General features: G+C 71.4%; 9 protein-coding genes and 1 pseudogene. 4 read left to right on the top strand and 6 right to left on the bottom strand.

The genetic code is table 11. From position 1 onward, the window contains the following. Positions 1–44 precede the first annotated feature (44 nt). From IE294_RS37615 to IE294_RS37600, 4 genes are all read right to left on the bottom strand, one after another. On the bottom strand, positions 45–839 hold the full coding sequence (locus IE294_RS37615) for an SDR family NAD(P)-dependent oxidoreductase (protein ID WP_189893705.1): 795 nt from the start codon (positions 837–839) through the stop codon (positions 45–47). 232 nt (positions 840–1,071) lie between these two features. Further along, positions 1,072–2,430 carry an MFS transporter gene (locus IE294_RS37610; RefSeq protein ID WP_189893704.1) on the bottom strand — a complete coding sequence of 453 codons (1,359 nt, stop codon included), beginning with the start codon at positions 2,428–2,430 and terminating at the stop codon, positions 1,072–1,074. Between the two features lie 40 nt (positions 2,431–2,470). Then, entirely contained in the window at positions 2,471–3,559 is a 1,089-nt protein-coding gene (locus IE294_RS37605) for a mandelate racemase/muconate lactonizing enzyme family protein (protein ID WP_189893703.1), read from the bottom strand. Then, positions 3,547–4,503: a 2-dehydropantoate 2-reductase gene (locus IE294_RS37600; RefSeq protein WP_189893702.1), complete on the bottom strand. Its 957-nt coding sequence runs from the start codon at positions 4,501–4,503 to the stop codon at positions 3,547–3,549. Before IE294_RS37600 ends, IE294_RS37605 begins: the two co-directional genes overlap by 13 nt. 179 nt (positions 4,504–4,682) lie before the next feature. On the opposite strand from IE294_RS37600, the gene IE294_RS37595 reads away from it, so the two are divergent. Beyond that, positions 4,683–5,378 (top strand): GntR family transcriptional regulator, encoded by a 696-nt coding sequence (locus IE294_RS37595; protein WP_189893701.1) that lies wholly within the window; start codon positions 4,683–4,685, stop codon positions 5,376–5,378. Positions 5,379–5,773: 395 nt separating this feature from the next. Here the strand turns inward: IE294_RS37595 and IE294_RS37590 are convergent, their stop codons facing one another. Beyond that, positions 5,774–6,061, bottom strand: a complete 288-nt coding sequence (locus tag IE294_RS37590) for a hypothetical protein (protein WP_189818996.1) — start codon at positions 6,059–6,061, stop codon at positions 5,774–5,776. A gap of 234 nt (positions 6,062–6,295) precedes the next feature. On the opposite strand from IE294_RS37590, the pseudogene IE294_RS37585 reads away from it, so the two are divergent. Next, a pseudogene (locus IE294_RS37585) lies at positions 6,296–6,559 on the top strand (serine hydrolase domain-containing protein); the annotation flags it as partial. 618 nt (positions 6,560–7,177) lie between these two features. On the opposite strand, the gene IE294_RS37580 reads toward IE294_RS37585, so the two are convergent. Then, positions 7,178–8,182, bottom strand: a complete 1,005-nt coding sequence (locus tag IE294_RS37580; protein ID WP_189893700.1) for a GlxA family transcriptional regulator — start codon at positions 8,180–8,182, stop codon at positions 7,178–7,180. Positions 8,183–8,769: 587 nt separating this feature from the next. On the opposite strand from IE294_RS37580, the gene IE294_RS37570 reads away from it, so the two are divergent. Continuing rightward, positions 8,770–9,738 (top strand): alpha/beta hydrolase, encoded by a 969-nt coding sequence (locus tag IE294_RS37570; RefSeq protein WP_189893699.1) that lies wholly within the window; start codon positions 8,770–8,772, stop codon positions 9,736–9,738. Between the two features lie 333 nt (positions 9,739–10,071). After that, complete coding sequence (locus tag IE294_RS37565) at positions 10,072–11,391, top strand: epoxide hydrolase family protein (protein ID WP_189893698.1); 1,320 nt, start codon at positions 10,072–10,074, stop codon at positions 11,389–11,391. Positions 11,392–11,684 lie beyond the last annotated feature (293 nt).

The raw sequence follows: 11,684 nt of genomic DNA, 5'->3' as shown, positions 1-11,684 counted from the left end.
CGGCCCTCCCCTCCTGCCGCCCGAGGCGCAGGCGGTCGCTGCTCTCATGGCCGCGGCGGCAGCCTCAGTCCCTGCATCCCGCCGTCGACCGCGAGGTCCGTGCCCGTGGTGGCGCCCGAGCCGGGGCCGGCCAAGTAGGCGACGGCGGCGGCGACTTCCTCGGCGCTGACCAGTCGTCCGCTCGGCTGGCGGGCCGCCAGGGCGGCGCGCTCTGCGTCGGCGTCGTCCGCGGCTGAGAGGAGCCGGCCCACCCAGGGCGTGTCCACCGTGCCGGGGTTCACGCAGCACACCCGGATGCCCTCGCGCAGGTGGTCGGCCGCCATGGCACGGGTCAGGGCCAGGACGGCGCCCTTGCTCGCCGAGTACAGGGCCCGCCGGGGCAGCCCGGCGGTGGCTGCGATCGAGCACATGTTGACGATCGCGGCATGCCCGGCGCCCCCTGCGGCGGCCTTGCGCAGCGCGGGCAGGGCGGCCGTCGTGACGCGGGCGATGCCGATGACGTTGACGTCGAGCACGCGGCGCCACTCGTCGGGGGTGTTGTCCTCGACGGTGCCCTGGGCTCCGATCCCCGCGTTGTTGACGAGTACGTGGATGTCACCGAGTTCGTTCGTCACCGTGTCGACGGCCGTACGGACGGCCTCGTCGTCGGTGACGTCGCAGTGGACGTGCAGGAACGGCTCGTCGGTCGCGGCCAGGTCGAGTACGGCGACCTCCGCGCCTCGCGCGTGCAGTTCGCGGGCGGTGGCCAGGCCGATGCCGGAGGCGCCGCCGGTGACTACGGCGACGAGGCCCTCGTACTCGGCGTGGGGGGTGCGGTGGGGGTCGGTGGTGCGGGGCATCGTCCGTCCTTCGCTGCGACCGTCGTCCGGGCGCTTCCTGCCGTGTCCGCCGCCGTCGGCGGTCGGTGACGCCGGCGTTCGAGCAGGGGGAGCGTTCTGCGGGGGCGACGCCCTGCGGGGCGCCGCTGAGGACGAGGTCGCCGGGTTCCAGGGTTCGTGAACTGGCTGAGTGGGTGCTGGGTGTTCCGTCGAGGGGCTGTCCGGTCCGCGGGGTGCGTTCGGTGGCGTGGGGTCAGCGGTAGGTGCCGGTCGACTCCCGGAGCGCGTCGACGGTGGTGGCGGTGAGGTCACGGCCGCGGGTCTCGGGGCCGAGGCCCACCGCGAGACCGCCGATGGCGCAGGAGGCGACGACGAACAACGCGACGCTCCAGGAGCGGCCCCCCGTCGCGGCGACGAGCGCGACGGCGATGAGCGGAGTCAGTCCGCCGGTGACGGCGCCGGCGACCTCGCGGTACAGGGCGAGGCCGGTGAATCGGGACCGTGCGGTGAACAGCTCGCTGTAGTAGGCGGCCTGCGGGGCGAACATGCAGCCCACGCCGATGCCCATGCTCACCACGACGGCAAGGGTGACGGTGAGCGAGGTGTGCGCGTGGTCGATGATCCAGAAGTACGGGAAGACGAACGCGCCGGAGAAGACGGTGCCGGCCAGGGCGATCGGCTTGCGGCCGACGCGGTCGGTGAGATGGGCGAACAGGGGGAGGGTGAGGGCCGTCACGGCGGTGCCGACGGTGACGGCGACGGGGCCCGTCGAACTGGAGAGTTCCAGTGTGTCGGTGAGGTAGGCGGCCAGGAACGTCAGGTTCAGGTAGGCGACGACGTTCTGTGCGGTTTGCAGGCCGAAGACGACCAGGCCGGCCTTCCATTCGGTGCGCACGACCTCGCGTACGGGGGACACCTCGGCGCTTTCCGAGCGTTCCTGGGCTGCTTCGAACGCCGGGCTCTCGGTCAGCCGCAGTCGGATCACCAGGGCCACGGCGATGACCAGCACGCTGGCCGCGAAGGGGACGCGCCAGCCCCAGGCCAGGAACTGGTCCTCCGGCAGCTGGGTCACCAGCGCGAAGGCGCCGGAGGCGAGGAGGATGCCGACGTAGACGCCGACGCTGGGCGCCGCACCGAACAGTCCGCGTCGTCGCGGCTGGGAGAATTCGGCCGCCAGGATGGCCGCCCCGCCGTACTCGGCTCCGGCCCCGAGCCCCTGGACGGCACGCAGGAGGACCAGCAGGACGGGGGCGAGGACGCCCACCTGCCCGTACGTCGGGACCAGGGCCATGCCGACGGTGGAGGCGCCCATCACCACGAGGGTGATGACCAGGACGCGTTTGCGGCCGAACAGGTCGCCGAGGCGACCGAAGAGGAGACCGCCGAGCGGCCGGACGAAGTAGCCGACGGCGAGGGTGCCGAAGGAGGCGAGGAGCGAGGCCGTGGGGTCGGACGAAGGAAAAATGATCTTGTTGAAGACGAGGGCCGCCGCCGTGCCGTAGAGGTAGAAGTCGTACCATTCGAGGGCCGAGCCGACGAGGGAGGCCAGCAGGACTCTGCGGCGGTACGCGGTGGCGGTGGCGGAGGGCTGCGCCGTTGAGAGGGTGGACATCGTCGTCCTCCTGTTGCGGGAAGGGGCGGCGGGCGGCGGCTCAGGCCACGCGCCGGTCGTCGATGGCGTCGCGGTCCCAGGCGATGCCGAGCCCCGGCTCCTGGGGTGCGTGCGCGAAACCGTCGACGATGCGGAGCTGACTACGCGTCACGGCGCGGAGCTGAGGGATGTACTCGACGTAGCGGGCGTTGGACACGGCGGCGGTGAGGCTGACGTGGATCTCCATCAGGAAGTGCGGGCAGACCTCGACCCCGAACGCCTCGGCGAGATGCGCCACCTTCAGCCAGGGGGTGACGCCGCCGATCCGCGCGACATCGGGCTGCACGATGCCGGCGGCGCCGCGCTGGAGGTACTCGCGGAAGTGCCCCAAGGAGTACACGGACTCCCCGACCGCCACGGGGACGGTCGTCGAGGCGGCCAGCCGTGCGTGCCCCGCCACGTCGTCGGCGGGCAGCGGCTCCTCGAACCAGCCGACATCGTAGGGTTCCAGGAGGGCAGCGCGCCGTACCGCCTCGGCGGAGGTGAAGGCCTGGTTGGCGTCGACCATGAGGTCCATGCCGGGGCCGACCGCTTCCCGGACGGCCCGGATGCGCGCCGCGTCCTCCGCGGGGGACGGCTTGCCGATCTTCACCTTCACTCCGCGGAAGCCCTTCTCACGCGCCTCCAGCGCCCCCGCGACCAACTCGTCCTCGCCCAGATGGAGCCAGCCGTGCTCGGTGTCGTACACCGGCACGGCCGAGCGGTGTCCGCCGGCGACACGCCACAGCGGCTCCCCCGCCCGCAGGCAGCGCAGATCCCACAGCGCCAGGTCCGCGGCGGCCAGGCCCAGCGCGGTGATCGCGCCGACCATCGTGGCCCGGGTGCTGTCGTACATGGTCCGCCAGGCGCTCTCGATCTCACGGGAGTCGTGACCGACGAGCGAGGGCAGCAGGTGGTCGCGCAGCATCGCGAGGACGGCGCGGCCACCGGTGCCGATCGTGTACGAATATCCGGTGCCGGTCAGGCCGTCGTCCGTCGTGACCTCGACGAAGAGGGTCTCCTGCTTGAGGAACGTCTGTGTGGCGTCCGTGCGCACCGTCTCCACCTCGATGTCCGCGAGGTAGGCCTCCGCCTTGATCACTCGTGCCACTGCTGCTCCTGGTTCTCGAAGGTGTCGTGTGTCGCTGCCGGCGCGGCGTCGAGAGCGGCGATGAGCGCCAGCACCGCCGTGCACACCGGCACGGCGAGCCCGTGCCGGTGCGCCCTGCGGACGACCGCGCCGAGCAGCCCGTCGTACTCGAGGCGGCGGCCGGCGAGGCGGTCGGCGAGCATCGACGAGCCGGCGCCGGCCGGCCGGGCGTCGATCCAGGCGAGGACGTCGTCGACGGCCGCGGCCGGAAGCCGGGCGCCCTCCGCCCGGCCCACCGCGGCGACTTCCGCGAGCATCGTGGCCGCCAGGTCCCGGACGGCCGGGTCGCCGAGGACCTCGACCCGGCGGCAGGTGAGCGTCGTAAGGGGGTTGGCCACGGCGTTGACCATGAGCTTGCGCCAGGCGGCGGTGGTGAAGTCGGAGACGGGGCACACGCCGAGCCCGGTCCGGTCGAGGAGCGGGCGGGCGCGGCGCCCCGGCGCGTCGTCACCGATGACCAGGCCCGGGCCGTCCTGTCGTACCTCCACGCGGTCCCTGCCGTGCCGTTCGGCATGGAAGTGGACCAGGGCGGGCACGACTTGGCGGGGTGTGACGTGGGGCGGGACCAGCTCCCGGTGCTCGATGCCGTTCTGCGCCACGATGACCAGGCTGTGGCTGTCGACCAGCCGCTCCAGCCAGGCACGTGCCGCATCGCGCTGATGCAGCTTGGTCGCCACCAGCACCCAGCGGAAGGGGTGCACGCGGGCTGGTTCGCTGTGCCACTCCACGTCGGCGGTCCGCATCCCGTGCTCGTCGCTCGACGTCACCGCGGACAGTGGCACCGTGCCGGGCCGTCCGCACAACGTCACCGGGTGCCCCCGCCCGGCCAGCCGGGCCGCGAGCGCAAGGCCGACGGCTCCTGGACCGACCACGGCGACGGGGTCGGTCCCCGGGGTGCTCAGCATCCCCTCCCACCCCACTTTCCTATAGGAAATGGCGACAGGGGGAAGGATGCTATAGGAATACAGCTGTGGCAATGGCTGAGGGAGCTGCGGCACGGGAGAGCGACGGACAGGGCGAGCATCGACCGGGAGCGGGCTCGTACGCGGACCCCTATGAGCAGGGATTCTCTATGATTCATGCCATGACGGACGGGACTCGACAGGATGCGCTGACCGATCGCGCGTACGAAAGCGTCAAGGCGATGATCATGGACCACGAGATCGCCCCTGGCGCCCGCCTGAGCATCGAGGGACTGGCCCGTCAGCTCGACGTGTCGGCGACCCCGGTACGCGAGGCCCTCGCCCGGCTCGAATCGGAGCGACTCGTGGTCAAGCGGGCCAACGCCGGCTATCGCGCCACCGACCTGCTCGACCCCGAGGCCCTGCTCGACCTGTTCGAGATGCGGCTGCTGCTCGAACCCCGGGCCGCTTCACTGGCCGCGGAGAACGCGAGCGACGAGGAACTGCGCCGACTGCGCTCCATCGTCGAGGAGATGCGCCGCCAGCCCGACCTGGGCGAGAGGTACTCGGACTACCGCCGGTTCGCCTCGCTCGACCAGGAGTTCCACGATCTGCTGGCCCGGGCCGCGGGTCGGCCGCTGCTCGCGGACGCGGTGAACCGCCTCCACGCCCATCTGCACATGCTGCGGCTGAACAGCGCGCCCGGATCCGTCGACGCCACCGTCGCCGAGCACGAGCACATCCTGGACGCTCTCGTACAGCGCAACCCTGAGAAGGCGGCCGAGGCCATGGCCACCCATCTGCGTTCCAGTCGGGTGCGCCACCGCCCACAGCCCCCGGCGCCCCGCCCGGCACGTGGCCGGACCGCCTCCCGCTGAGCACCGGCGCGCGTCCGCGCACACGGCCTCGACGGGTGGGAATCCGTCGCCCGGGCGGCGAAGATGCTCGCCGGGCGGACGGCGGGCCCAACCCACCCGGGAACGGGCCCAGCGCTGCGTCGGCGAACTCGCTGGTGCGGCGCCACGGTTGCCGATCGGCGGAGGAGAGGCCGGAACCGCGTCCGCCCGGTCGTGGAGGGGGCGCGAGGTCCCGGTCGTGGAGGGGGCGCGAGGTCGTCGCGGGCCTCCTGGTCCGCGTACGTGCCGCCGGGGGTCCGTGAGGCAGTGGCCGGCCGAGATGGCGATCCGGGCCCGAAGATCCGTCCTCCCCGGCCGCGCCGCGAGGGGCGAAGTCGTCCGGGGCTGCCACCGTCCGTCGTCGAGTCGGACCGGGCTCAACCGAGACCACGATGGGTGGCCCACAGCTCCCCGGCACGGCTGGCGGCTTGGGAAATCAGGGCCGCCAGTTCGGGTCTGTCGGGGACAGGGAACGAGACGTATGCGCCCCGGCCACCACCGACTGGCCTGCCGTAGGCCTTCACGGCGAGGTGACCGTCCGGGAGGAGCCGGACGTTGAGCGTGGTCAGCGTGAACTCTTCACCGCGTCGAGTGTCCGTCCAGCGGAGCGGCTGCGGGATCGTGACATTGATCGCCAGAGCACTCACATCCAGGTCGCTGCTCATGGACGGATGATCTCACGCGAGTCGCCGCAGGCGGTCGCCACCGGCGGTCGCCACCGGCTCGTGCACGTGCGCCCCGCTGCCGCGGGAACGGCGCTTCCGTTTCCGTCGCGGCAGGCCGCGAGAGGCCGCGGGAGGGGCGTGTACGGGATAGTCGATCCCCGACGAGGCCCGTCAGACCCTGCTCACCGCCCACGACGCGCTGTGCGAACCCGACGATCCCGGCCAGGTGGAAGCCGGAATCTGCCCTGCGGCGTGACGGTCTACGGTCACACCGGCACCGTGCAGGGCTACTACACGTACGCCTTCACGACGGCCGACGGTGACCGCAGCATGACGTCGATGGCGAACACGTCCAACAACGGCACCGTCAACACCGTGCTGGCGGGCACCCTGGAGGCCGCGTTCTGCGGCGTCGACCCGGTCAGGAACAGCAAGGTCGCCCGCTCCGGCGGTGCGGCCTTCACCGAGGACATCGCTCCCCAGGTCGTCCGCCACTGACCCTCCCGCACACCCGCGAGGCGTTCGACGGGGCGGTCGCCGCGTTCTACGACCAGGCGTCCGGCGGACACTCGGTGATGCTCACCGGGCGGGCGACCGTACCGCACAGTGGGGCCCCGGCCGAGTCCTCGGCCGGGCCCCGTGCTCAACGCACGCCGGTCACCTGACGAGACGGGCGTAGGCCCGCGGTCGTGGGGCCGCCCGACCGACACGGCGGAAGCCGCCCCGACGCCGACGACGGCGGCCGACCGCAGGAAACCACGGCGCGAGCGCGCCGCAATCGGCTCCTCGGCCGGCTCGGCGGTGTCATGGGGTGGTGTGATCTGAACACGGGTTCGCCCTCTGGGAGAGCGCGGTCCGGTGGGTCCGCGGGTCTGGTGGGGTGTGGGGTGGTCCTACGGGGCCGGTGGCTCCGCAGGTCTGGTGAGTGGGGTGGGGCCGGCGGGACGCATCCGGGCCTGTGATCCCGTGCGCCCGGCGGGGGCCGTAGCGCACACGTCGTACCCGGCAGGGTCCCTGGCGCGCACGTCCGTGCTCCTCGACCGTCGGGTTCCGCTCACCCTCGGCAGGCGAGCCTGCCGCGCGCCCGCCCCTCGCCGGCGTCCGAGTTCCGCCCGGTCAGCCGGGAACGGCCAAGTCACGCGAGGAGTACGGCGGGGGAAGAGGGCGGGACGCCTCCGCGGGCGGGAAGCACGGGACCCGGCGCTGGTAGACGCGCGGTGACACACCCAGTCGGCTGACGAAGGCACGGCGCTGTGCTTCGAGGCTGCCGAAGCCCGACATGAAGGCGCTGTCCGTGACCGACATCCCGCCGTCGAGCAGCGACCGGGCCGTGTCGAAACGCACCTGTTCGACGAATTTCGCCGGGGTGGTGTGCAGCGCCTCCCGGAAGAGACGGGACAGGTGCCGTGGGCTGACCGCCACCTTGGCGGCCAGGTCGGCGAGCGAGTACGGGGCGGTGGGGTCGGCGATGATCTGCTGCGTGAGCCTCCTGACCATCGGGTTGACCGTGGCGGGCATCGTCCGGGGGTCGTACTGCCCGCCGTCCTGGGCCGCCGCACCCAGGGCGCGGGCCTGCTCCTCGCCCTGGTCCTGGGCGACGAGCGTCGCGGCCAGGACTTTGGCAGCGTCCTCACCGGCGGTCGTGATGAGGTTCCCGTCGGTGGCGACCCGTGTCCCGGGCAGGACCTCGGTCGACGGCTGGAGGTTCCGCAACAGCCCCACATGCTCCTGACGTGCGGTGACCCTCCGCCCGCGGAGGAGGCCCGCGGCGCTCAGAACGATCGTTCCCGCGTCCACACCGGCCAGGCGGCGGGCCCGTCCGGCGATGTGCCGTACAGCGGACGCATGGGCGGCGGTGGGGTTGCCGTCGAGTGCGGGACCGCCACCGAGAACGACCGCCGTGTCCACGCGGCCCGCGCCGTGGGCGCTGGACGACACGTGGAACGGCAGGCCGCTGCGGGTGGTGATGTCCTCGCCATCGGGTGAGCAGACGACCACGTCGTAGGAGCCGCGCTCCGCGAGCGGTTCGGTCGCGGAAGCGATGTCGAGCAGCGACACCCCGTCCACCACGAGCAGGGCGATCCTGGGAAGTTCGTCCGCGACGAGACTCGACCGGTCCATGCGCTGATTCAAGAGGCAAATGGGTGACATGTCAACTCTCATCCATCCTTTCACGCACCGAACACCGCGCCGAAAGGCACTCATCCTGGATTCCCGACAACCGTCGCCACGGAAGCCACAGCGCCCGTCACCCGCCGCTGGAAGCAGCCGTTCCAGCCGTCTCACACGGCTGGGAGTAGCCTCTCCTTCGCTCACGATTCAGTTGACGTGTCATTCAAAACTGGCCGGTGGCCGAAGTGCAGGACATCGCCGGGTGGATCGACGCTTGCCGTGCTGCGACGTGTTCAGGCTGCGTGAGGGCAAGATCGAGTCCTTGAACTGCTACCCGTCCGGCACCGTCCTGTTCGGCCGGCTGGGCGTGCTGAACAACCTGGAGGCCGCCGTCTCCCGGTGACACGTCGCCCCTGCCGTCACCGTTCGTGCCCCTCGGCGCGGCTCAGCCGTGGAGCCGTGTGACCAGCCCCGCACGGATGCCCCACCTCCCACATCCGTCCCGATCCGTGGTGTTCCTGCCCTGATCCGAGGGGTATCGGCCGGAAAGGCACGCCAGTCTTGGTGGCGTCTCACGATCGACAAGGAGAACCACCATGGCCGGCAATCCACGCCACATCGCCCTGGAACCCGCCGCACAGGCCTTCGTTGATGCCACCTCCGAGCCGCCGTTCCTGTACCAGCTCCCGCCGGAGGAGGGCCGCAAGGCGGTGGACCAGGTGCAGGACGCGGAGATCTTCAAGCCGGAGGTCGACGAGGAGTGGCTGGAGGTGGCGGGCGGTCCGACGGACACCGTCAAGGTGCGCGTCGTCCGCCCCGTCGGTTCGGCCGGGACGACGTTGCCGGTCATCCTCTACGTGCACGGTGCCGGCTGGGTCTTCGGCGACGCCCACACCCATGACCGGCTGGTGCGCGACCTGGCCGTCGGTGTCGGTGCCGCGGTCGTGTTCCCCGAGTACGACCACGCGCCGGAGGCCGGGTACCCCGTCGCGCTGGAGCAGAGCTGGGCGGTGGCCCAGTGGGTGACGGCCGAGGGTTCGGGCAGGGGTCTGGACGCCGCACGGATGGCGGTGGCGGGCGACTCCGTGGGCGGCAACATGGCGATCGCGCTGACGCTGCTGGCCAAGCAGCGCGGTGGTGTGCGGTTCGTCAAGCAGGTGGAGTTCTACCCGGTCACCGACGCCGCCTTCGACACCGCCTCGTACGAGGAGTTCGCCGAGGGCTACTTCCTCGCCCGGGACGGGATGAAGTGGTTCTGGGACCAGTACACCACCAGTGAGGAGGAGCGCGGCCGTATCACCGTCTCTCCGCTGCGGGCGAGCCTGGAGGACCTCGCGGGTCTTCCGCCGGCGCTGATCATCACCGCGGAGGCGGACGTGCTGCGCGACGAGGGCGAGGCGTTCGCGGCGAAGCTGCGCCAGGCGGGCGTGCCGGCCACGAACGCCCGGTTCGGCGGCATCGTCCACGACTTCGTGATGGTCAACTCGCTGCACGACACCGAGGCGGCCAAGCACGCGGTCCTGCTCGCGGTCGCCAGCCTCAAGGCGGCCCTGCACGCCGTGTGACGTCTACGGGTGTTCACGCTCCTGGGCACGAACACCTGGCGGAGAAACTCCCGGGCACGAACACCTGGCGGAGAAACTCCCGGGTGCGAACACCCGGAGGAGAAACTCCCGGGTGTGAACACCCGGAGGAGAAACTTCCGGCACTCTCCGGGGTGCCTTCATCCCGCGCCGGCGGGCATGGACCCCCTCCCCACGCCCGCCGGGGGCCCGGCTCACGTCAGTGTCCCGCCCGGCGGTTCCCGGATCTCGACGCCGTGAACGGCACCCCTGACGGCCGCTCGCGTGGCACCCGCCGGTGCCTGTCGCGCGCACCTTTCGAAGTGGAGCATCTGCATGCGCTTGTCCCACCGTCCGGTTCCCGTTCCGGGGCCCGACTCGTCCCAGCCCTCGCGGCGCGCGATGCTGCGCACCGCCACCATCGCCGGACTGGCCACCGCGGTTCCGGTCGCGCTCGGTACGGACTTCGCGTCAGCCGACCCAGGCGTGCCCGGTCCGCTCGTGCTGCCCCCGGCCACCGAGGAGATCACCCGGCTGAACCTCCATGTGCCCGAGGCCCATCTGCGCGATCTGCGTCAGCGGCTGGCCGGCGTCCGGCTGCCGGAGCGGGAGACGGTCGCCGACAACTCCCAGGGTGTCCAGCTCGCGAAGCTGACCGGCCTGCTGGAGTACTGGCGCACCCGGTACGACTGGCGCCGTCTGGAGCGGCGGATCAACGCGCTGGGCCAGTACCGGACGCTGATCGACGGCCTGGGCATCCACTTCCTGCACGTCCGCTCCCGGCACGCCGACGCCACGCCACTGATCCTGACCCATGGCTGGCCGGGCTCGTTCGTGGAGTTCCTGAAGGCGATCGGCCCGCTGACGGACCCGACGGCCTACGGCGGCACCGCACAGGACGCCTTCCACGTCGTCATTCCCTCGGTTCCCGGCTTCGGCTTCTCCGACCGGCCCACCAGCACCGGCTGGACCACCGCGCGCATCGCCGCGGCCTGGGCCGAACTCATGGAGCGCCTGGGCTACCGCCACTACATCGCGCAGGGCGGCGACTGGGGCGGCGGCATCACGACCCAGCTGGGCAAGCTGCGCCCCAAGGGTCTGATCGGGGTGGAGCTGAACTTCCCCGAGTACACCTTCAGCCCGCCCGTGTCGGACGATCCCACGGCGGCGGAGAAGACCGCGCTGGCCCAGATCCAGACCTTCTCCACCCAGTACTCCGGGTACTTCCAGGAACAGTCGACGCGCCCCCAGACCATCGGCTACGCCCTCGCCGACTCCCCCGCGGGGCAGGCCGCCTGGATCTACGAGAAGTTCCTGGACTGGACCGACAACACCGGCCGGCCGGAGGGCGTCCTGTCACGGGACGACATGCTGGACAACATCACGCTGTACTGGCTCACCGACACCGCCGCCTCCTCCGCCCGCCTCTACTGGCAGAACTACGGGGCGTCCGGTCTGACCAGGCTCGACCTGCCGGTCGGACTGAGCGTGTTCCCGCACGAACTGGTCCGCGGCCCGAAGATCTGGGCCGAGCGCGCCTACAGCGACCTGGTCTACTTCAACGACCGGATCCCCTACGGCGGCCACTTCGCGGCCTTCGAACAACCCCTGCTCTTCACGCAGGAGGTCAGGAACTTCGCCCGGATCGTGAAGTGACACATCGCATGCGGTGAACACACAGCGCGTGTTCACGAGCCGCGCCGGCGGCGCGGTCCGGCAACGGAGCGGTGGCAGGTACGAGGTCACACCTGCCACCGCTTCGGCATGTCCGGCCGCACCACTCCCCCACCACCACCTCGCTGCGCAGGTAGATGACCCGTCATCCAATTAGTTGACACGTCATCTTTCGGGGGGCTACGGTGATTGAAGATTGAACGGAACGGTGGCCCCACCAGACCACCACCCCAGCAAGGAGACCACCATGGGACAGCTCGACGGCAAGACAGCGG

Source organism: Streptomyces canarius (genome assembly GCF_014650735.1).
Classification (GTDB): domain Bacteria; phylum Actinomycetota; class Actinomycetes; order Streptomycetales; family Streptomycetaceae; genus Streptomyces; species Streptomyces olivaceoviridis.
The sequence above is the reverse complement of the archived record's forward strand: the minus strand, read 5'-3'. Positions and strand labels throughout refer to the sequence as shown.

Bases quoted from the DNA above. Each gene is read 5' to 3' on its own strand.
- IE294_RS37580 (WP_189893700.1), bottom strand. From the start codon at position 8,182: ATGGACCGGTCGAGTCTCGTCGCGGACGAACTTCCCAGGATCGCCCTG.
- IE294_RS37615 (WP_189893705.1), bottom strand. From the start codon at position 839: ATGCCCCGCACCACCGACCCCCACCGCACCCCCCACGCCGAGTACGAG.
- IE294_RS37600 (WP_189893702.1), bottom strand. From the start codon at position 4,503: ATGCTGAGCACCCCGGGGACCGACCCCGTCGCCGTGGTCGGTCCAGGA.
- IE294_RS37595 (WP_189893701.1), top strand. From the start codon at position 4,683: ATGACGGACGGGACTCGACAGGATGCGCTGACCGATCGCGCGTACGAA.
- IE294_RS37590 (WP_189818996.1), bottom strand. From the start codon at position 6,061: ATGAGCAGCGACCTGGATGTGAGTGCTCTGGCGATCAATGTCACGATC.
- IE294_RS37570 (WP_189893699.1), top strand. From the start codon at position 8,770: ATGGCCGGCAATCCACGCCACATCGCCCTGGAACCCGCCGCACAGGCC.
- IE294_RS37610 (WP_189893704.1), bottom strand. From the start codon at position 2,430: ATGTCCACCCTCTCAACGGCGCAGCCCTCCGCCACCGCCACCGCGTAC.
- IE294_RS37565 (WP_189893698.1), top strand. From the start codon at position 10,072: ATGCGCTTGTCCCACCGTCCGGTTCCCGTTCCGGGGCCCGACTCGTCC.